Origin of the sequence: Rhizobium sp. CFBP 8762, from assembly GCF_014841565.1 — a bacterium.
In the GTDB taxonomy this organism is placed as follows: Bacteria; Pseudomonadota; Alphaproteobacteria; order Rhizobiales; family Rhizobiaceae; genus CFBP-8762.
In genome coordinates this window covers 212,444-234,062 of record NZ_JACYUD010000005.1, presented here as the reverse complement: position 1 = coordinate 234,062, position 21,619 = coordinate 212,444, and the positions used below count along the sequence as shown (strand labels likewise).

Annotated in this window: 19 protein-coding genes; 2 read left to right on the top strand and 17 right to left on the bottom strand. The window is 57.4% G+C overall.

Going from position 1 to position 21,619, the window contains the following annotated elements:
* Window positions 1-27: 27 nt before the first annotated feature.
* The 11 genes from fdhD to IFT84_RS13415 form a co-directional block, all read right to left on the bottom strand.
* Complete coding sequence (fdhD, locus tag IFT84_RS13465; protein WP_192120189.1) at window positions 28-870, bottom strand: formate dehydrogenase accessory sulfurtransferase FdhD; 843 nt, start codon at window positions 868-870, stop codon at window positions 28-30.
* The gene (locus IFT84_RS13460; protein WP_192120188.1) at window positions 863-1,633 is read right to left on the bottom strand and encodes an SDR family NAD(P)-dependent oxidoreductase; all 771 of its coding nucleotides are present in this window, start codon (window positions 1,631-1,633) and stop codon (window positions 863-865) included. Before IFT84_RS13460 ends, fdhD begins: the two co-directional genes overlap by 8 nt.
* 31 nt (window positions 1,634-1,664) lie before the next feature.
* A complete protein-coding gene (locus IFT84_RS13455; protein ID WP_192120187.1) occupies window positions 1,665-3,101 on the bottom strand; it encodes a mannose-1-phosphate guanylyltransferase/mannose-6-phosphate isomerase in 1,437 nt (478 codons plus the stop codon).
* 110 nt (window positions 3,102-3,211) lie between these two features.
* Window positions 3,212-3,619 (bottom strand): F0F1 ATP synthase subunit epsilon, encoded by a 408-nt coding sequence (locus tag IFT84_RS13450; RefSeq protein WP_192120186.1) that lies wholly within the window; start codon window positions 3,617-3,619, stop codon window positions 3,212-3,214.
* Between the two features lie 108 nt (window positions 3,620-3,727).
* Window positions 3,728-5,188, bottom strand: coding sequence for a F0F1 ATP synthase subunit beta (gene atpD / locus IFT84_RS13445; RefSeq protein WP_192120185.1), 1,461 nt, complete (start codon window positions 5,186-5,188; stop codon window positions 3,728-3,730).
* Window positions 5,189-5,211: 23 nt separating this feature from the next.
* Window positions 5,212-6,093, bottom strand: coding sequence for a F0F1 ATP synthase subunit gamma (locus IFT84_RS13440; protein ID WP_192120184.1), 882 nt, complete (start codon window positions 6,091-6,093; stop codon window positions 5,212-5,214).
* Between the two features lie 27 nt (window positions 6,094-6,120).
* Window positions 6,121-7,650: a F0F1 ATP synthase subunit alpha gene (gene atpA / locus IFT84_RS13435; protein ID WP_192120182.1), complete on the bottom strand. Its 1,530-nt coding sequence runs from the start codon at window positions 7,648-7,650 to the stop codon at window positions 6,121-6,123.
* Window positions 7,650-8,210: a F0F1 ATP synthase subunit delta gene (locus tag IFT84_RS13430; protein WP_342212873.1), complete on the bottom strand. Its 561-nt coding sequence runs from the start codon at window positions 8,208-8,210 to the stop codon at window positions 7,650-7,652. Before IFT84_RS13430 ends, atpA begins: the two co-directional genes overlap by 1 nt.
* A gap of 242 nt (window positions 8,211-8,452) precedes the next feature.
* Entirely contained in the window at window positions 8,453-8,839 is a 387-nt protein-coding gene (locus IFT84_RS13425; protein ID WP_192120178.1) for an AGROH133_08824 family phage infection protein, read from the bottom strand.
* Between the two features lie 14 nt (window positions 8,840-8,853).
* Window positions 8,854-11,058 carry a primosomal protein N' gene (locus IFT84_RS13420; RefSeq protein ID WP_192120176.1) on the bottom strand — a complete coding sequence of 735 codons (2,205 nt, stop codon included), beginning with the start codon at window positions 11,056-11,058 and terminating at the stop codon, window positions 8,854-8,856.
* 156 nt (window positions 11,059-11,214) lie between these two features.
* Window positions 11,215-12,117, bottom strand: a complete 903-nt coding sequence (locus IFT84_RS13415) for a GNAT family N-acetyltransferase (protein ID WP_192120174.1) — start codon at window positions 12,115-12,117, stop codon at window positions 11,215-11,217.
* A gap of 170 nt (window positions 12,118-12,287) precedes the next feature.
* Here IFT84_RS13415 and IFT84_RS13410 point away from each other — a divergent pair, with 170 nt between their 5' ends.
* Window positions 12,288-13,187: a tyrosine recombinase XerC gene (locus tag IFT84_RS13410; protein ID WP_192120413.1), complete on the top strand. Its 900-nt coding sequence runs from the start codon at window positions 12,288-12,290 to the stop codon at window positions 13,185-13,187.
* Between the two features lie 17 nt (window positions 13,188-13,204).
* Window positions 13,205-14,212 carry a TraB/GumN family protein gene (locus IFT84_RS13405; RefSeq protein WP_192120172.1) on the top strand — a complete coding sequence of 336 codons (1,008 nt, stop codon included), beginning with the start codon at window positions 13,205-13,207 and terminating at the stop codon, window positions 14,210-14,212.
* Here IFT84_RS13405 and IFT84_RS13400 read toward each other — a convergent pair.
* The 6 genes from IFT84_RS13400 to IFT84_RS13375 all read right to left on the bottom strand — a co-directional run bounded on the left by IFT84_RS13400 (window position 14,196) and on the right by IFT84_RS13375 (window position 21,571).
* Window positions 14,196-14,648: a DUF2867 domain-containing protein gene (locus IFT84_RS13400; RefSeq protein ID WP_192120169.1), complete on the bottom strand. Its 453-nt coding sequence runs from the start codon at window positions 14,646-14,648 to the stop codon at window positions 14,196-14,198. The genes IFT84_RS13405 and IFT84_RS13400 overlap by 17 nt on opposite strands.
* An 82-nt stretch (window positions 14,649-14,730) precedes the next feature.
* The gene (lpdA, locus tag IFT84_RS13395) at window positions 14,731-16,137 is read right to left on the bottom strand and encodes a dihydrolipoyl dehydrogenase (protein WP_192120167.1); all 1,407 of its coding nucleotides are present in this window, start codon (window positions 16,135-16,137) and stop codon (window positions 14,731-14,733) included.
* Window positions 16,138-16,181: 44 nt separating this feature from the next.
* Window positions 16,182-16,811, bottom strand: a complete 630-nt coding sequence (locus IFT84_RS13390; RefSeq protein WP_192120158.1) for a LysE family translocator — start codon at window positions 16,809-16,811, stop codon at window positions 16,182-16,184.
* 9 nt (window positions 16,812-16,820) lie between these two features.
* On the bottom strand, window positions 16,821-17,234 hold the full coding sequence (locus tag IFT84_RS13385) for an MAPEG family protein (protein ID WP_446737599.1): 414 nt from the start codon (window positions 17,232-17,234) through the stop codon (window positions 16,821-16,823).
* 12 nt (window positions 17,235-17,246) lie between these two features.
* Window positions 17,247-18,518, bottom strand: coding sequence for a 2-oxoglutarate dehydrogenase complex dihydrolipoyllysine-residue succinyltransferase (gene odhB, locus IFT84_RS13380; protein WP_192120154.1), 1,272 nt, complete (start codon window positions 18,516-18,518; stop codon window positions 17,247-17,249).
* Between the two features lie 68 nt (window positions 18,519-18,586).
* Entirely contained in the window at window positions 18,587-21,571 is a 2,985-nt protein-coding gene (locus IFT84_RS13375; RefSeq protein ID WP_192120152.1) for a 2-oxoglutarate dehydrogenase E1 component, read from the bottom strand.
* Window positions 21,572-21,619 lie beyond the last annotated feature (48 nt).

Sequence of the window (21,619 nt, the reverse complement as noted above, 5' to 3'; positions counted from 1 at the left end):
TTCTTGGAACGAACGAAATCCTGACAATCAGACCTGCCCGAAATCGATCCGTTTCGGGTGGGTGAACACTTCGAAGTCTTCGCCCCGCGCCAGCGCAACCACGGTGATGCCGGCATCCTGCGCCACGCGCAACGCAAGAGCAGTGGGTGCCGAAATCGCGATCAGTATCCCACTGCCGATCAGTGCGGTCTTTTGTACCATCTCCACCGACACTCGGCTGCTGACGACGACGGCGCCGTCTCCGCCCCTATGACCAGATGCGAGAAGAGCGCCAGCCAGCTTATCGAGCGCATTGTGTCGCCCCACATCCTCCCGAATGGCAACCATCCCTGCGCCAGGCATGAAAAAGCCCGCACCATGGACAGCACGCGTAATCTGATGAAGTGGCTGTTGAGCATTCAAGGCGGCAGTGGCTTCCGCAACATGATTGGCAGACATATTAAGCGTAGATTGGACAGGCGGAGCCGTGCGCATGGCTTGATCGATGGATTCAATACCGCACAGACCACAGCCAACGGGACCCGCCATATGGCGACGACGTGCAATCAACGCATCCCCTTTTTCTGCCCGCAGCCAGATCTGCACGTCAATGCCGTGATCATCATGGACGACCTCTATACGATCAACATCGTCAATCGTGGACACAATTCCCTCGGTCAGGCTGAAACCCAAGGCGAAATCCATGAGGTCTGCGGGCGTTGCCATCATCACCGCGTGGGTAGAGCCAGCGTATGAAAAGGCAATGGCGACCTCCTCCGGGACATGACGCACGTCGTTAATGCGCCGTGCCTGTCGCCAACGGATTCTGGGAACCGTTACACTGGTCGATCTCTCTGCAAGCGGCTCAGTCTCAACAACCCGCTCAGCCAATGAACTGACCGCCGTTGATCTCCAGCACCTGCCCGGTTACGTAGCCGGACAACGCATGGGCCGCCAGAAACACATAGGCGGGCGCGCAGTCTTCCGCCGTTCCCAAACGTTGGAGGGGAATCGACAGACGGGTAGCTTCCAGTTTCTCTGGCGACGAATAGCGTTCATGAAAATCTGTTGCGATTGTACCGGGTGAAACACAGTTGACGCGGATGCCTGAGGCGGCAAGCTCCCGAGCCAAAGCCTTGGAATAGGTTGCCACAAAGGCTTTGGTGCCGGCGTAGATGGACGAACCCGCGCTTCCGCCCATCCGCGCCGAAATCGAAACGGTATTGACAATGGCAGGATATTGGCCTCGTTGCAGGAGCGGCAAAAGTTCGCGCGTCAGTTCCACCACCGAAGTTTGATTCAGCTGAACAATGGACGCGTACTGGTCGTTCGTGAGGGTTTCGGCAGGAAAACGGCCGACCATGGTTCCGGCATTGTTGATCAGCACGTCTATCTCATGCGTCGAATCACGTACAAACTCTGCGAAACGCGTAACACCGTCAGAGGTTGAGAAGTCCGAATAGAACATCTGCACCCGGCCATCCTGTCGGGCGTCGCTCAATCCGTCTGGCCCACCGGCAGGAGGAGCGCGCCCGCCATGGGCAATGACCCGCGCGCCACAGTGCAGAAACGCCTCTAAGACTGCTGCACCGATACCGCGCCCTGCCCCGGTCAAAACGACCGTGCGTCCTTCAAACAACCGGCTGTCAAACATGATGCGGCCCGCCTCCCTCTCACTAAACGACCTACTCGAACTCCCCGACGGCCATTCCGTTGCCAACGCGCACAATATCATCCTCACCGAAGTATGAGCCGGTCCTGACTTCGATGACCTCCAGCGGCATCTTGCCGGGATTGGACAGCTGGTGTTGTTCACCTTGAGGAATGAACATGGACTCGTTCTCACACAGGAGCTGCGTTTCGCCTCCAATCGTGATTTCTGCGGTTCCACGAACGACGATCCAATGCTCTGCACGGTGGTAGTGCTTCTGAAGGGATATCTTCTTGCCGGGGGCCAGGATCAAACGCTTCAGCTCAAAGCGGTCCCCTTCTAAAAGCGCCGTCTGCGCGCCCCAGGGACGATACGCTGTGCGATGAACGGTGGTAAGCGTCGCGGTTGTCTTGTCTGCCGCCAGCCGCTTGACGACCTTTCCAACAAGCTGGCTGTCACTCAAACGGCCCACATAGACCGCGTCATCGCTGGCGATGACGGCCACGTCACTCAATCCCTGAACGGCAACATGAATGTCCTTCGACAGCACCAACGAGTTTTGCGTATCATTCAGTGTCGTCTGCCCGATGGCTACATTGCCCTGCGGGTCTTTATCCCCCTGCTTCCACACCGCATCCCAACTGCCAAGATCGGACCATGCAAAAGACGATGGTACAACAGCGGCGTTGGCGGTTTTCTCAAACAGGGCAAAGTCGATGGAGATATCCGGTGATTGGGAGAAGGCCGCCTCATCCAAACGATCAAAGTCCAGGTCATGACGGGATTTCTCAACCGCCTTGACCGCCGAATCATAGACAAGGGGTGCAAACTCCCGCAATTCATCCATGAACTGCTGGACCGGCACCATGAACATGCCTGAGTTCCAGGAAAACCGGCCTGTGGCGATCATCTCCTCTGCCCTGTCGGCATCGGGCTTTTCAACAAACCGCTTCACAGTATAGGCGCCATCCGTCAGCGGCTCCCCCCGTTCCACGTAGCCGAAGCCGGTGGCGGGTTCCGTCGGCGTAATGCCGAAAGTCACCAACTTGCCCGCCCGGGCAGCTTCTGCGGCATGGTCGATACAGGTAAAATAAACGCTGCCTGCATCAATTTCATGGTCGCTGGCCAGAACCTGCATGAGAGTATCGGAGCCAAAGTCGCGGATGATGACGGCCGCAGCTGCCGCTAGTGCTGCAGCAGTATTGCGGGCAATCGGCTCCAGAATGATCCTTGCCAACGGCACCCCGGCCTCGCGCGCCTGTTCAGCGACCAGAAACCGAAACTCGGCGTTGGTCACGATAATGGCCGGCTCATAACGCGTAGCGTCGCTTACCCGAACAAGGGTCTTCTGAAAAAGCGACTCGTCATTCAAAATACTGAGAAACTGTTTCGGCGCGGAAGCCCGCGACAGTGGCCAGAGACGAGTTCCTTTACCGCCAGCCATAATAACCGGAACAATTTTTGCAGTCATGAGCCTATCCCCGTTTTCCTTGAACCATAGACTTACCAGAAGTCAGCCCATAAACAAGAAAACGCGCCGCTGTTAACAGCGACGCGTTTCAAATTTCAGAACCATTCTTATTAAGCCGGAATGACAACGCCTTGAAGAGTCGTCAATTCCGAAAGGAACTGCTCCGCACGGTTTCGATGCTCATCTGTCGGTGCGTTATCCAGCGTCGCGCGCGCGTCGGCGATACGCTTGTCAAAATCGGTGCGGTTGATTTCGTCAACATGCACGGCCGATTCGGCAAGCAACGTGCAGCCGGTTGGCAAAATATCGGCAAAACCGCCGAACACAGCATAGCGGTCAACCTTGCCGTCTGCGTTCTTGACGGTCACAACACCGGGCTTGATTGTTGTCATGGTTGGCGCATGCAAAGCCATAACCGTCATTTCGCCTTCAGTGGCAGGCAAAACCACTTCCTGAACGGTTGCCGAAACAAGCAGACGCTCTGGTGAAACGAGTTCGAATTTGAAGCTGTCAGCCATGACAAATCACTTTCCGGCTTCTGATGCTAGGCAACAAGCAGAACCGCTTGTAGCTTTGGTCTCGATGCAGACAAAAGACGGCGCGCTGAACGCGCGCCGCTTTTTCAATTAGGCAGCTTCAGCTGCCAGGCGCTTGGCTTTTTCAATGGCTTCGTCCATCGAACCGACCATGTAGAACGCGGCTTCCGGCAGGTGATCATACTCACCGTTAACCAGACCCTTGAAACCCTTGATGGTGTCTTCAAGAGGGACCAGCTTGCCTGGCGAACCGGTGAAGACTTCAGCAACGAAGAACGGCTGCGACAGGAAGCGCTCGATCTTACGCGCGCGGGCAACTGCCAGCTTGTCCTCTTCAGACAGTTCGTCCATACCGAGGATCGCGATGATGTCCTGCAGGGCCTTGTAGCGCTGCAGGGTTGACTGAACCTTACGAGACACTTCGTAGTGCTCTTCGCCAACAATCATCGGGTCCAGCATGCGCGACGTCGAGTCGAGTGGATCCACAGCGGGGTAAATACCCTTTTCTGCGATCGAACGCGAAAGAACCGTTGTTGCATCCAAGTGCGCGAAGGATGTCGCAGGTGCCGGGTCGGTCAAGTCGTCGGCAGGCACGTAGATGGCCTGAACGGACGTGATCGAACCCTTTGTTGTGGTCGTGATGCGCTCCTGCATCTGACCCATGTCGGTTGCCAGTGTTGGCTGGTAACCCACAGCGGACGGGATGCGGCCCAACAGGGCGGACACTTCGGAACCGGCCTGCGTGAAGCGGAAGATGTTGTCAACGAAGAACAGAACGTCCTGACCTTCGTCACGAAACTGCTCGGCGATGGTCAAACCGGTCAGAGCGACGCGAGCGCGCGCACCTGGTGGCTCGTTCATCTGACCGTAGACGAGTGCGGCCTTGGAGCCCTCACCGCCGCCCAGCTTGTTCACGCCGGACTCAATCATTTCGTGGTAGAGGTCGTTGCCTTCGCGGGTACGTTCACCCACGCCAGCAAACACAGAGTAACCACCGTGCGCCTTGGCGACGTTGTTGATCAGTTCCATGATCAAAACAGTCTTGCCCACGCCGGCACCGCCGAACAAGCCGATCTTACCGCCCTTGGCGTAGGGTGCCAAAAGGTCGACGACCTTGATGCCGGTGACCAGAATTTCGGCTTCCGTAGACTGTTCGACGTAAGACGGTGCTTCCTGGTGAATTGCGCGGCGCGTTTGGGTGTTCAACGGACCAGCTTCGTCAACTGGCTCGCCGATCACGTTCATGATGCGACCCAGCGTTTCCATGCCAACAGGCACGGAAATCGGCGCACCAGTGTCACGCACAGGCTGTCCGCGAACCAGACCCTCGGTCGAATCCATGGCGATGGTGCGAACCGTGTTCTCACCAAGGTGCTGGGCAACTTCGAGAACCAGACGGTTGCCGTTGTTGTCCGTTTCCAGAGCATTCAGGATCAGCGGAAGATGACCGTCGAAAGCGACGTCCACGACAGCGCCGATAACCTGCGTTACCCTGCCTTTAGCAACGGAAGCATCCGTCACGGGAATGTTCGGGTTAGCTGACTCAGCCATAATCCTTACCCTTTTACCTGGTTTCAGAGCGCTTCCGCGCCCGAAATGATTTCAATGAGTTCCTTGGTGATCTGCGCCTGACGCTGGCGATTGTAGCTCAGCGTCAAACGGTTGATCATGTCGCCAGCATTGCGCGTCGCATTGTCCATCGCGCTCATCTTGGCACCCATTTCACCAGCCACATTTTCCAGCAGAGCGCGGAAAACCTGAACGGAAATGTTACGCGGAATGAGATCGGTCAGAATGGCCGCTGCGTCAGGCTCGTATTCATACAGAGCTGCCGCTGCCACTTCTTCGGACTTCACAACAGCCGGTGCGGCAGGAATGATCTGCTGCGCGGTTGGAACCTGCGAGATGACGGACTTGAACTCGGAATAGAACAACGTGCAAACGTCAAATTCGCCCTGCTCGAACAAGGAAATAATGCGCTTGGCAATACCATCGGCATTGTCGAAACCGATACGCTTCACTTCCCGCAGATCAACGCGATCAATAATCAGGGACGCGAATTCACGGCGAAGGATATCATACCCCTTCTTGCCGACGCACAGGATTTTAACCGTTTTGCCTTCCGCAAGCAGTGCGCGGATGTGATCGCGGGCAAAGCGCGCGATCTGGGAATTGAAGCCCCCACACAAACCACGCTCTGCGGTGCAGACGACCAGCAGGTGGACGTTGTCCTTGCCTGTACCGGTCATCAAAGCCGGCGCACTATCGTCCACGCCCACAGCCTGAGCAATGTTCTCCAGAACAATGCCCATACGCTGCGAGTAAGGGCGAGCGGCCTCGGCCGCCTCCTGCGCACGCCTAAGCTTAGCCGCAGCGACCATTTTCATCGCTTTGGTAATCTTCTGCGTCGCCTTAACGGAGGCGATCCTGTTTTTCAGATCCTTAAGTGAAGGCATCCGTTGTCCGTCCTAAATGGAACCCGATCAAGCGAAAGACTTGGCGAACGTTTCGATGGCAGACTTCAACTTGCCCTTAACGTCATCGCTCAAAGCCTTGTCCTTGCGGATAGCCTCAAGAATATCCTTGCCTTCCGAGTGAAGGTAGGACAGGAGCCCCTGCTCAAACTTGCCGACGTCGCTGACGGGAAGCTTGTCCAGATAACCGTTCACACCGGCGAAGATCACAGCAACCTGCTCTTCAGTCTTCAGCGGAGAGAACTGCGGCTGCTTCAACAGCTCGGTCAACCGTGCGCCACGGTTCAGCAGACGCTGCGTTGCCGCATCGAGATCCGAACCGAACTGGGCAAAGGCTGCCATTTCGCGGTACTGCGCAAGCTCGCCCTTGATGGAACCAGCAACCTGCTTCATCGCCTTGACCTGAGCCGCCGAACCCACGCGGGACACCGACAGACCAACGTTCACAGCAGGACGAATACCCTGATAGAACAGATCGGTTTCAAGGAATATCTGACCATCGGTGATGGAGATCACGTTGGTTGGAATGAACGCGGAAACGTCGTTACCCTGTGTTTCGATAACCGGCAGAGCCGTCAACGAACCAGCACCGTTCTCGTCGGACAGCTTTGCAGCGCGCTCCAGAAGACGCGAATGCAGGTAGAAAACGTCGCCGGGATAGGCTTCGCGGCCTGGTGGGCGGCGCAGCAGCAGCGACATCTGACGGTAGGCAACGGCCTGCTTGGACAGATCGTCATAGCCGATCAAAGCGTGCTGACCATTGTCGCGGAAATATTCACCCATCGCGCAACCGGCGAACGGAGCAAGATACTGCATAGGAGCAGGATCGGACGCCGTTGCAGCAACGATAATGGAGTACTGGAGCGCACCACGCTCTTCCAGAACCTTAACGAACTGAGCAACGGTTGAACGCTTCTGGCCAATAGCAACGTAGACGCAATACAGCTTTTCGCTGTCCGGGCCGTTGTCGTGGATGGCCTTCTGGTTCAGAATCGTGTCCAGAATAATAGCGGTCTTGCCGGTCTGACGGTCACCAATGACAAGCTCACGCTGGCCACGACCGACCGGGATCAGCGCGTCGATGGCCTTGAGGCCGGTCGACATGGGCTCATGCACCGACTTGCGCGGAATGATGCCGGGAGCCTTGACGTCGACGCGCGAACGGCGCGACGCATTGATCGGGCCCTTGCCGTCAATCGGGTTGCCGAGCGCGTCAACAACGCGCCCCAACAGTTCCGGACCAACGGGAACGTCAACGATTGCGCCCGTACGCTTGACGGTGTCGCCTTCCTTGATGTCGCGGTCGGAACCGAAAATAACAACACCGACGTTGTCGGCTTCAAGGTTCAGCGCCATGCCACGAATTCCACCGGGGAATTCCACCATTTCGCCAGCCTGAACGTTGTCCAGCCCGTATACGCGGGCGATACCGTCACCGACGGAAAGCACCTGCCCGACCTCGGAGACTTCCGCCTCTTTGCCGAAATTTTTAATCTGATCTTTTAGAATTGCGGAAATTTCCGCGGCGCGGATATCCATCAGCCGACCTCTTTCAGTGCAAGCTTAAGGGTAGATAGTTTTGTGCGAAGGGATGTGTCAATCTGGCGAGAACCGACCTTGACGATCAGACCACCTAATATCGACGGATCGACAGTAACGTTGACCGTCACGTCTTTGCCGGTAACGCCTTTCAGCGCAACCTTCAATTCTTCCTGCTGCTGAGCCGTCAACGCGTGAGCGGACATAACATCGGCAGAGACCTCGCCACGGTGGCGGGCTGCAATTTCATGAAACGAACGAATAATGCCCGGCACGGCAAACAGGCGGCGGTTCTGGGCGACGACACGAATGAAGTTGCCAACAAGACCAGAGATACCGGACGCATCCAGAATGGCTGAAACAGCCTTCAACTGATCTTCTGCGGAGAAAACCGGGCTGACTATCAGTCGCTTCAAATCAGCGCTATCGTCAATCATAGCCTGAAAACGATTTAAATCCGCTGCGACACGTTCAATCGAGCCTGCTTCGGTGGCCAGATCAAACAACGAGGATGCGTATCGTTCTGCAACACCGGAAATAAGCTGGGATGTGTCTGCCACGGGCACAAGCTTCTCTTATTTGAATTCAGAACCGGCGCTCACAAAACGTAAACACAAACTCCTGAATTTGCTGCAATATTTATGAGGGCCCACAAGGCAAACACGCCTTCTTCCTCCTCAATTCGGGGTTCGTCTAGCATAGGACTTTCAGACTCGCAACACGCCAACCGCATGATTGCACAATCCGGGAGCGCATATGGCTCATTTTTTCTGCTTTCCCCGCTTTCCAAACGCCTTTGGCGCTATAGAAGCCCAAACACGTAGGGCAACGGCAGAGCGGCAAGAGCCGCCTGAAGGACCAGCAGCGCAAGGTTTGCCGCCCGGTTTGCACCACCATCCGACAGCATGGAAATGATTCTGCCGAAGAATGAGAGCAAAAATGCGGCACTCAGCGCAAGGTACAGCCGCGTTTCCATCAGCAGTAAGGCTGTCAGGCCAAAACCCAGATAGAACCCGCCGATCGTGGACCGGATTTCAGAAATACCGCCCCGACCCGGTGCGGGCTGCACTCCCAAAAAACGCATCGACAGGCCCGGAGCAAACATCATGATAGCTCCAAGGAGCGACGTGAGCGCGGCGACACAGAAAGCAAGACGTTCACCGGTTTCAGTCGGGATATAGAATTCCATGCTCGTCGTTGTCCCTATAAAAAACTCTGCGGATCAATGTCCAGTTGCACCTGCACGGAGCCGCGTTGCTTCGGCCCTGCCGACAACATTGCCTGCACATAGGCCTGCATATCACTGTTGCGTCGCCCGTGTACCAGCAATCGAAAACGATGACGCCCCCGCACCAACGCCAGTGGCGCTTCCGCCGGGCCCAGCAGCAATATACCTGTGACAGCCGGTGCGGCCTGGCGCAATCCGCGCGCGTGTCCCTCGGCGTCGGCGCGCGTGTCGGCCGAGACGATGATGGAAGCCAGACGTCCAAAGGGCGGCAACAAAGCCTTCTCCCGTTCGTTGATTTCACGCTCGTAAAACGCTTCCGCATCGCCCGATACAATTGCCTGCATAACCGGGTGTTGCGGCTGATAGGTCTGCAGCAGGCCTAGGCTTTTTAATCCGGTGCGCCCGGCGCGCCCCGTCACCTGCGATAGGAGCTGAAAGGTCCGCTCAGCGGCTCGAGGGTCGCCGTTGGCAAGGCCAATATCTGCGTCAACAATGCCAACAAGTGTCATCAACGGAAAATTATGGCCTTTGGCGACCAGTTGCGTTCCGATGACAATATCAGCCTCGCCCTTAGCGATGGCCTCCAGTTCCAGCCGCAGCCGTTTGACGCCCATCAGATCGGAGGACAGCACAATCGTTCGGGCATCCGGAAAATGGCGCTCCACCTCTTCGGCAATGCGCTCGACACCCGGCCCGCAGGCGGCCAGATGATCGAACGTGCCGCATTCCGGGCACACATCCGGCGTGCGCTCGTTGTAGCCGCAATGGTGGCACTGCAACTGATTGCGGAAACGGTGTTCCACCAGCCAGCTCGAACAATTGGGACATTGAAACCGATGGCCACAGACGCGGCACAGCGTCAGCGGTGCATAGCCACGGCGGTTGAGGAACAGCAGAGCCTGTTCGCCGCGCTCGACTGTTTTGCCGACTTCCTTGAGAAGCACAGGAGACAGAAAGCCGCCACGAGCCGGCGGAAACCGCCGCATATCCACAAGGCCCAAATGCGGCAACGCTGCATCGCCAAAGCGGGTGGGCAAATGAATGGGCGTATAGCGACCCAGATCACCATTGACCCTGCTTTCCACTGACGGCGTAGCAGAAACGAGCACAACGGGAAAATCGGCGATGCGCGCCCGCACGACGGCCATATCCCGAGCGTTGTAGAACACGCGGTCTTCCTGTTTGTACGCAGGATCGTGCTCTTCATCGACAATGATCAGCCCCAAGTTTTCAAAGGGTAGAAACAAGGCCGAGCGCGCGCCAGCGACCACGCGCACATCGCCGGTCGAAACCTGCCGCCAGACTTTTTCGCGGGTGCGTGGGGCCAGATCGGAATGCCACTCGGCGGGTTTAGCCCCGAAGCGGCTCTGAAAACGCTCCAGAAAACTGGCGGTCAGCGCAATTTCCGGCAGCAGAATCAGCACTTGCCTGCCTGCGCGCAGCGTTGAGGCGATGGCTTCAAAATAGACCTCGGTCTTGCCTGAACCGGTGATGCCATCAATCAGCGATACGGAAAACCCGGCCTGATCAATTTTTTGCACGAGATCACGCGCTGCTTCTTTTTGCGGACCTTCCAGACGCGGCTGCGTAAATTCAGGATCGGGCAATGCCACCACCGGTGGGGGCGGGATGAAGACATGCTCAAATACGCCTTGCGCCGTCAACCCATCGATAACGCTGGCAGACGTACCGGCGGCGTGGGCAAGGCCACTGCGTGTCCATGCCACGCCGTTGTCGGCGGTTTCGATAACCCGCAGACGGGCGGGCGTTTGCCGGTCCGGGCGCTGTTCTGTCAGGCGCAGGCCGTCGATCATCGGTTCGGGATCGAAAGCGGCGGGCGCGCGGAGTGCCATTCGGGCCACAAGCCCGGGGGGCGAAAGCGTGTAGGCGGCCACCCAATCGAGAAACCGACGCATATCGCTGGAGAGCGGCGGGCAATCGAAAACTTTCTCGATGGCTTTCAGCTTTTGGGGGTCGACGGTATCCGGCTGCTCACTCTCCCACACCACGCCATAGACAAGGCGGGGGCCGAGCGGCACCTGAACGATAGAGCCGGGCTGCACCACCATGCCATCCGGCACACGGTAGGAATAGGGCCTGGGTGCGGGCATGGGCACCAGCACAGAAACAATGGTGTCTGAAAAGAGCGCGGCAAAAAGGCTGGTCGAATCGTTTGTCATCGCCTTTGGTTTTAGCCCTTACCCGCCCATTGTGGAAACCCACCGCGTTGGCGGTTAGGCTCGACTTCGCATATTGCATCGTGTGCGGCAACGGAGGTGTGGGCAGTTGGCCTGACAACACAATCGCCAAAGCCGATTTTGCTGATGGTGACGATTTCACCCCACGCGAAAGACAGCGTCGGCATTCTCTGCGAGATCGAATACCGTATGTTTCTCCAGCGCCCTCGTCACCTCGGCTGCGTCGCCCTCCAGCGCTTCGGGCGGCAGGGGATTGCCGATGATGAACTCGAAGCGGTTGTCCTTCTTGTTCAAAAGTTCATGAAACACGGTCATGTCCCGCAGTTCGACCGAGTGTTTGGCCAGCCAGTAAAACAGGCCGGAGTTACGCGCGGTCATATGCACCGGTACAATCGGCAGGCGATATTTTCGGGCAAAGCCGACTGCGGAGGTTTTCCACGGGCGCTCATTCAGGCGGCCATTTTCCCAGTAGGCAATGCGACCGGAGGGAAACAGCACCGTTGCCTTTTGTTCGGCAATCGCACGGTTGGTGATTTCCAGCGTTTCGCGTGTCTTGAGTTTGCTCTTGTGCTCTTCGCGCCATTCCACGGGAATGATGGTTTCGGCAAAGCGGGGATTGACGCGAACGGCATCGCGGTTGGCAAACACCATGATATCAGGCCGTCGCGTCTTCAGCATGTCAAACACGGCAATGCCATCGGCGATGCCGGTGGGATGGTTGCTGACCAGCAGGAAGCCACCGGTGCGGGGAATACGATCCTCGTGCTGCACGTAAATATCAAGATTGAGCAGACTGCTGATATGCTCAAACGCCTGAAACCCTGAAACATTGGCAATGGCGTCCGCCAGCTCGATGGCCCTGCGGTAATTCAGTAGCGTGTAAAGAAAAGGCCGCATCAGCGGCCAGGCTGGGTGAGATACGATCTTTTGTCCACGCTCGGCAATCAGCGTATCGACAATATGGCCGGGCCGCCCTTTGGAAATGAGCGCCAGGCGCTCCGTCCAGTGGCCAAATCCGGCGGCCGTATCATGCTGTCTCATCGCTGGTTCCGTTCCAAGCCGCATTATCATCTCCACAGATATGCCATTCCCGGCGCCGATTCCAAGCGAAACTTAGGAAATTCATAACCTGAAACAGCGAGAGTTTTGCGACAGTTGGCAGCGGAGCGCAAAAAGTGAACACATTACTCATTATTGGCGATGGCAGGCTGATGGAAGAACGCCAGCGCTGGTTGGCAAGTCTGGCGCAAGAGCGGCGACTGGCGGATAACACGGTGGAAGCCTATGAGCGCGATACGCGACAATTTTTGACCTTCCTGACCAGCCATGTCGGCGCACCGGCCAGCCTTGCCGATGTGGAAGCACTGCGCCCTGCCGATCTGCGCGGATTTCTGGCAGCCAGACGCAAGGGCGGCGCCGGTGCGCGCAGTGTGGGCCGTGGGCTGGCGGGCATTCGGTCTTTTCTGCGCTATCTGGAAAAAAAGGGCATGGCAAACGCCACCGGCGCGCGGGCCGTACGCTCCCCCAAGCAGCCTCGCTCCCTGCCCAAGCCCTTGACCGCCACGCAAGCCTTGTCGGTTGTCAGCGCGCAAGAGCAATTGGCAGACGAGCCTTGGATAGCGGCCCGCAACTCCGCGTTGCTCACCCTGCTTTATGGCTGCGGCCTACGCATTTCCGAAGCGCTGAACCTCACACCGGCAGACTTTGCCGGTGATCCGACCTCGCTGCGCATCACCGGCAAGGGCGGCAAGACACGACTGGTTCCCCTGATTGCGGCAGCAACGGCCAGTGTACAAACCTATATAACGCTCTGCCCTTACGTGCTTGCGCCCGACAATTTCCTGTTTCGCGGTGCCCGTGGCGCAAAGTTGCAACAGGCTATCATCCAGCGGGAAATGCAGAAGATGCGCAGTGCGCTGGGTCTGGCCGATACCGCAACGCCCCATGCTCTGCGGCACTCTTTCGCAACGCACCTTCTGGGAAGCGGCGGAGACCTCAGAACCATTCAGGAATTGCTCGGACACGCAAGTCTATCAACGACACAGGTCTATACCGGGGTTGATTCGGCTCGCCTTCTGGAGATTTATGATAAGGCTCATCCGCGTGCATAGAATCAGGGTCAGCTAAAATGAAGCAATGGATGTTCGCATTCTTTCTGTTTGTGCTTGGTGCGGTGCCGGGTCAGGCACAGGCGGATACGTGCCGTGGCACGAACCTTCTCACCCAACTGCAGAAAAATGATCCGGCAGCGTTCGCAGCGCTGCAAAAAGAGGGCGCTTCTACCCCCAATGGGCGAGGCATTTTCTGGAAAATTGAGAAGGACGGCGTGCCAACATCCTATCTTCTCGGCACCATGCATGTGACCGATCCGCGTGTGCTGGAAATGCCCGCACCTGCCCGTGCAGCGTTTGACGCGGCAACGACGGTTGTGGTGGAAACCGATGAGATCATCGATCAGGAGAAAACCATGGTGGCGCTCCTGTCGCGGCCTGATCTGACAGGTTTTGTCGATGGCCGGTCGCTTCTGGATTTCATGACCCCGGAACAGGAGAAGGATCTGGCCGCCGCCTTGAAGGAGCGCGGTATACAGCTTGCGCTCGTTTCCAAGATGCGCCCATGGATGCTGTCCAGCTTTATGGCCATGTCGGCGTGTGAAATGCAGCGACAGCAATCCGGCGTATCTTTTCTGGACAAGCAGTTGGCGGAAAGCGCCAAAGACAGTGGAAAGACCCTGACAGGCCTCGAAACCCTGATTGAGCAGATGACAGCCATGGATTCATTGCCCATGGACTTTCACATCCGTTCGCTCGTTGAGGTGGCTCGTATGGGCACCCTTATGGCCGATATTCTGGAAACGATGACCGAGCTGTATCTAACGGGTGATATCGGCATGATCATGCCTATGATGAAGCTGGTCTCCGAGCTACCGGCTGAGGGTGATGACGGATACGCTGCGTTTGAAGAGCGCCTGCTGCGCCAACGCAACCACATTATGGCAGATCGTGTGGTCGCAACGCTTGCAAAAGGCAACGTCTTCATGGCCGTTGGCGCATTGCATCTGCCCGGCCCGGAAGGGATTGTCGAACTGTTGCGCCAGCGCGGCTATACGCTGACAGCCGTTAGTTCAAAGTCTTAAGAAGAATAGGCACGATCTTGCGGTGGAATGGACCAACGACGGCTATATAGGCACGGCCAGCCAGCGTCTTGCGATCAACCAAGGTTGTGATACTGACGAACTCACCAGTAGGCCCCTGTAACGCATCAATGACAATGCGGAAATTCAGATGCTTGTCGTCAAAGCCAAGGACAGCACGATCCGCGTCCATACTGACGATCGGAAAGCCGGTTTCGCCCCCGACCTGCATGGTTACCGCCTTCAAACCGAATGGCGCGACCGCGCCGTTTCGCAGCGCCATGAGACTATTCATCCATAAAGGGGTCTTTTCTAATAATTGATCGGCGATCTCGCGCACGGCGCGTTTCTCGCAAACCGGTAGCACGAACGAATCGGCCCAGTCTGCGCCGGGCAAAACGGGATGCGGAAAAGTGACAGGCTGCTGAACAGGTTTCATGCAACCATCAAATCAGAATTACCTAAAATAGAAAAGGCGGCCGTTTGTCACAGCCGCCTTTGTTTTCCCCAATGCCTTCAGCTTACATGTGGATGGGCTTAAAGAAGGTTGCCAGAGCGGCTTCCTTCACGGCTTCCGACATGGTCGGGTGTGCATGGCATGTACGGCCCAGATCTTCCGATGAGCCACCAAATTCCATCAGCACAGCCGCTTCATGGATCATGTCACCGGCACCAAAGCCGATAATGTGCACGCCCAGCACGCGGTCCGTATCCTTGTCGGCCAGAACCTTGACGAAACCATCGGTCGCCAGCATGGCACGCGCGCGGCCATTGGCGCTGAATGGGAATTTGCCAACCTTATAGGCCACGCCCGCAGCCTTCAGTTCTTCCTCGGTCTTGCCAACGGCTGCCACTTCCGGCTGGGTGTAGACCACGCCGGGGATAACATCGTAATTCACATGACCTGCCTGTCCAGAGAGTATCTCGGCCAGAGCCACGCCTTCGTCTTCCGCCTTGTGGGCCAACATCGGGCCACGCACGACATCGCCAATTGCATAGATGCCGGGAACATTGGTCTGGAAATGGTTGTCGATTTCAACGCGTCCGCGGTTATCCAGCGCCACGCCTGCTTCAGTGAGACCGAGGTTTGCCGTATAGGGCTTGCGCCCTGTCGCCACAAGAACGATATCGGCATCCAGCACGGTAGCCTCACCACCCTTTACCGGCTCGAACGTAACCTTTGCGCCGGCCTCGCCCTTTTCAACTGCCGTGACCTTGGCTCCCAGCTTGAAGTCGAGGCCTTGCTTGGCGAGAATGCGGTGGAACTGCTTGGACACTTCGCCGTCCATGCCGCCCAGAATGGTGTCCAGATACTCAACCACGGTCACCTTGGCACCCAGACGGGCCCAGACGGAGCCGAGTTCAAGCCCGATCACGCCGCCGCCGACCACGACCATGTGTCCAGGAACCTTGTCGAGCGCGATACCGCCTGTGGAGGACACAATGACTTTCTCATCAATATCGACGGTTACGCCGGGAATGCCCGCCACATCGGAGCCGGTGGCAATCACGATGTTCTTTGTTTCCAGCACCTGCTCTTCACCGCTGTCGCTGGTCACGGAAACCTTGCCTGCACTGACCAACTTGCCCGTTCCGATGAACGTGTCGATCTTGTTCTTCTTGAACAGATAGGAGACACCATCCACGTTGGATTTTACGGTCGCATCCTTGTGCGCCATCATCTTTTCAAGGTTCAGGGTCGGTGCTTGAATTTCAACGCCCAGCGCGTCCATGCCATGCGCTGCCTGATGGAACATTTCGGAAGCGTGCAGTAAGGCCTTGGATGGAATGCAGCCGATGTTGAGGCATGTGCCGCCGAACGTCGCGCGCTTTTCGATAACAGCAGTTTTCAGCCCAAGCTGCGCCGCCTTGATGGCGCAGACATAGCCGCCGGGGCCGGTTCCGATTACGATCACATCATAAGCCATGTTACTTCTCGTCCTGTCTTGCCCGAGCCGGGCCTTATTGAATCTCAAATACGCTGGCTGGCGAGCTTGAGCCCCAGCGCTATGAAGACCAAGCCGCTGGCCCGGTCAATCCACTGCCCGGCGCGCAGAAAGACGGCGCGCATGCGTGGCGTTGTCAAAAACACACTGACACCGGCAAACCAGCCGATCAGGCAAACAGACATTACCACCCCATAACCAAACTTGATGGCAACCGGTGTGTGTGCAGATACGATGGTCGAAAAAATCGAAAGGAAAAACAGAACCGCTTTGGGGTTCAACGCATTGGCTGCGAAACCGAGACCAAAAGCGCGGGCAGCCGATTGCCGGGGCAAACTTTGCTGAACGTCAATGTTCAATTCCGCTTTTCCGGCTCTGAGGCTCTTGATGCCGATATAGAGCAGATACGCTACACCGCACCACTTCACGATGCTGAACAGAAGCAGGGACTGCGAGATGATCAGCCCCAACCCCAAAATTGTATAAATGATATGCACCATCAGCGAGGTGCCAATGCCAAAAGACGTCAGCAGGGCTGCGCGACGACCGTGCACCAGCGATTGCCGCATCACCATCGCTAAATCCGCGCCCGGTGAAACGATCACCAGTGCGAAAATTGCCATCAGGGACGCAAACTCCAGCCAGTAACCCTGCATCGTGCCCTCTTACCCGACGACTGCAAAAAACATCATGGCCAGCCCCAGCAGAGACACAACCCAAACCAGTGAGCGGATATACGGAATACCGGCGAGATAAAGCGGGATGTATACAACACGGGCGATGATCCAGGTCCACGCGCCCGTCATGCCCCAGCCAGAGGAATCACCCATAATCGCCAGTGCCAAAGCCAGCGCGATGAACGCCGGATAGGTCTCGCGGAAGTTTTCCGAGGCACGGGCCGCACGTCCCGCCAGCGCACCCTTTGGTTTCTTCTCTTCATCCCGAGGACCGGCATTCCATGCCGATCCCAGTTCCAGCGTCGAAAGCGACGCCTGCAAGCTGATGTGAAGAACGAGAATGGCCACGCTCCATCCCACCATTGTCAAAAAAGGTGTTGCTGCAATCGTGTCCATAGTCATCCTCCTACAGGATTAGAGATCCAGAACCAGACGCTCCGGATCTTCCAGGCTTTCCTTAACGCGCACAAGGAACGTTACCGCTTCCTTGCCGTCAACGATACGGTGATCGTAAGACAGAGCCAGATACATCATCGGGCGGATAACGACCTGCCCGCCAATGGCCACCGGACGCTCCTGAATCTTGTGCATGCCGAGAATACCGGACTGCGGCGCATTCAGGATGGGCGATGACATCAGCGATCCATAGACACCGCCATTGGAAATGGTGAACGTGCCGCCTTGCATATCTGCCATGGACAACTGACCATCGCGCGCCGCGCGGCCGAGACGGCCGATTTCCTGCTCGATCTGCGCAATCGACATCTGGTCCGCATCCCGCACGACCGGCACGACAAGACCCTTCTCCGTGCCGACCGCCACGCCGATGTGGCAGAAGTTTTTGTAGATAATGTCGGTGCCGTCTATTTCCGCGTTAACCGCAGGCAGTTCCTTCAAAGCGTGTGTTACAGCCTTGGTGAAGAAGCCCATGAAGCCAAGCTTTACGCCATGCTTCTTTTCAAACAGATCCTTGTAGCGGCCACGCAGTTCCATCACTGCTGTCATGTCCACCTCATTATAGGTGGTCAGCATGGCAGCGGAGTTCTGCGCATCCTTTAGGCGCTTGGCAATGGTCTGGCGCAGACGCGTCATCTTCACGCGCTCTTCGCGCGGTGCGTCTTCGCCGCGCGATGGCGCACGGGCTGCACCCTTGGCAGGCTCGGACGCTGCCGGTGCGGAAACGCCGCCCGAAACACCCTTGGCCACTGCCGCCAGCACATCACCCTTTAACACCTGGCCGCGCTTGCCGGAGCCATCCACCTGATCGGACGACAGATTGTTTTCCGTCAACAATTTCGCAGCAGACGGGGCAGCGGGCATGGATGACGAGGACGATGAGGGGGCCACCGCACCCTGCGATGGTGCCTGAGCCTGAGCGGCGGCCTGCTCGGTGACCTTCTGTGGCGTATCGGCGGCCTTTGGGGCTGCCGGGGCTGCGCCACCAGCGGCGCCTTCGCCGATATTGCCCAGCAGACCGCCGGGCAGAACCGTTTCCCCGACGGCAGCAACTATTTCCGACAGAACGCCCGCGGCCGGTGCCGGCACTTCGATGGTTACCTTGTCGGTTTCGAGCTCACAGAGCGGCTCGTCAGCGGCGACCGTGTCGCCTACTTTCTTGAACCAGGTGCCAATGGTGGCCTCACTGACGGATTCCCCCAATGTGGGGACGCGGATTTCTGTAGCCATGATGTTCAAGTTCCCTTGATTTTGTCGGTGTCGAAAGGCGATCCGGGGCGGCCTCAGCCGCCCGGTCCTCAGCTGCCCAGGGCATCTTCCAGGAATGCATTCAATTGCGCAATGTGCTTGGACATCAAGCCCGTGGCCGGAGATGCCGCTGCCGGACGACCGGTGTAGCGAACACGCTTGTGCTTGGCATCGATATGCGCCAGCACCCATTCCAGATAGGGCTCGATGAACGACCATGCGCCCATGTTCTTCGGCTCTTCCTGGCACCAGACCATTTCGGCATTGGTAAAGCGCGACAACTCGTTGATCAGCGCCTTGGCCGGGAATGGATAGAGCTGCTCCACACGCAGCAGGTAGATATCGTCTATCCCGCGCTTTTCACGCTCTTCCAGCAGATCGAAGTAGACCTTGCCTGAGCATAGAACCACGCGACGGATTTTTCCGTCCTTCTGCAGCTTGATCGGGCCGTCCTTGATCATTTCCGCATCGTCCCACAGCAGGCGATGGAAAGAGGTTTCCCCCGCCAGCTCCGACAGGCTGGAGACAGCGCGCTTGTGGCGCAGCAGAGATTTCGGTGTCATGAGAATGAGCGGCTTGCGGAAGTCGCGCTTCACCTGACGGCGCAGAATATGGAAGTAGTTGGCGGGCGTCGTGCAGTTTGCCACCTGCATGTTGTCCTCGGCGCACATCTGCAACCAGCGTTCCAGACGGGCGGACGAGTGCTCCGGTCCCTGTCCTTCATAACCGTGCGGCAGCAGAACGACGAGACCCGACATGCGCAACCACTTGCGCTCGCCCGACGAGATGAACTGGTCAAACACCACCTGCGCGCCGTTGGCGAAGTCGCCGAACTGCGCCTCCCACAGGGTCAACGCATTTGGACGGGCTAGCGAGTAGCCATATTCAAAGCCCAGAACCGCCTCTTCCGACAGCATGGAGTTGATGACTTCGTAACGGGCCTGACCGGGTGCCAGATTGGCCAGCGGAATGTAGCGTTCTTCGGTCTCCTGATCGTAGAGCACGGAATGGCGCTGCGAGAACGTGCCGCGTTCACAATCTTGTCCCGACAAACGGATTTTTGTGCCTTCCACGCAGAGCGATCCAAACGCCATGGCTTCGGCCATCGCCCAGTCCAGCCCCTCGCCCGTTTCCACCATCTTGGCGCGGTTTTCCATGAAGCGCTGAATGGTTTTGTGGGCGTGGAAGTTTTCCGGAACCTCGGAAATCTTGCGACCGATTTCTTTCAGTGTCTTCATCGGAACGGAGGTCTTGCCGCGACGCTGCTCATCGGCATTGTCGGCTGCCCGCAAACCGGACCAGACACCGTCCAGCCAGTCGGCCTTATTAGGCTTGTAGCCCTGACCAGCCTCAAATTCCTGTTCCAGATGCGCGCGCCAGTCGGCCCGCATCTTCTCCACTTCAGCAGCAGTCAGCAGGCCTTCGTTCACGAGGCGATCGGCATAGATCTGCACGACCGTTTTATGACCGCGAATGGTCTTGTACATTTTCGGCTGCGTGAACGCAGGCTCGTCACCTTCATTGTGGCCAAAGCGGCGGTAGCAGAACATGTCCACGACCACAGGCTTGTGGAACTTCATGCGGAATTCTGTCGCAATCTTGGCCGCGTACACAACCGCTTCCGGATCGTCGCCGTTCACATGGAAGATAGGCGCTTCGATCATCTTCGCCACATCCGACGGATAGGGCGAGGAGCGCGAGAAGGCCGGATTGGTGGTGAAACCGATCTGGTTGTTGATGATGACGTGCATGGTCCCGGCAACGCGGTGACCGCGCAGGCCTGATAGACCCAAAATTTCAGCAACCACGCCCTGACCGGCAAACGCGGCATCGCCGTGCAACAGCAACGGCAGAACCTTGGCGCGCTCGCGCAGCGGAATGATGTCGCCTTCATACACGGTCGCCATCTGGTCCTGCTTGGCGCGGGCCTTGCCCATGACGACAGGGTTGACGATTTCCAGATGCGAGGGATTGGCCGTCAGCGACAGGTGAACCTTGTTGCCATCAAACTCCCGGTCGGACGAGGCACCCAGATGGTACTTCACATCGCCGGAGCCTTCGACGTCATCCGGCGTGAAAGAGCCGCCCTTGAACTCGTGGAAGATCGCGCGATGCGGCTTGCCCATGACCTGTGACAGCACATTCAGACGGCCACGGTGGGCCATGCCGAGAACGATTTCTTTCAGGCCTTCCTGCCCGCCGCGCTTGATAATCTGCTCCAGCGCCGGGATCAACGACTCGCTGCCGTCCAGACCGAAGCGCTTGGTGCCCTTGTACTTGACATCGATGAACTGCTCGAAGCCTTCCGCCTCGATCAGCTTTGACAGGATGGCTTTCTTGCCTTCGGCAGTGAAATCGACGCCCTTATCCTTGCCTTCCATGCGCTCCTGAATCCAGCCTTTCTCAGCAGGATCGGAAATGTGCATGAATTCGACACCGAGCGTCGAACAATAGGTGCGCTCCAGAATGTCGATCATTTCCCGCAGGGTCGCGTATTCGAGACCCAGCACGTTATCGATGAAAATCTTGCGGTCGTAATCAGCCTCGGTGAAACCGTAGGACGATGGCGACAGTTCGTTATAGTCTTCAACCGGCGTTGCCAGCGCCAGCGGATCAAGCTTGGCATGCAAATGGCCGCGCATGCGGTAGGCGCGGATCATCATCAATGCGCGCACAGAATCGCGGGTCGATTGATGCACGTCGGCAGACGATACCGTCGTGCCCTGCACCTCTGCCTTCGCTTTGACCTTTTTTTCAACGATCTTTTCGACGGAGCCCCAGTCGCCGTCCAAAGCCGAAATCAGGTCGCCATTGGCGGAAATCGGCCAGTTCGGCTTTTTCCACGAGGCGCCCTTGGCGGCCTTCACAACATCGTCCGGGCTATCCTGCAAACTCTTGAAAAAGCTCTGCCACTCCCCGGAAACGGACGATGGGTCGCTCTCATACCGCGCATAGAGCTGCTCGATATAGGCCGCATTCGCCCCGTCGAGAAACGACGTCAGCTGGAATTGTTCGTTGGCTTCTTGCCTTGCCATGATGTCACTCGCGGACGTATGCGCCCGCCTCCCGACTTCGTTGAGGAA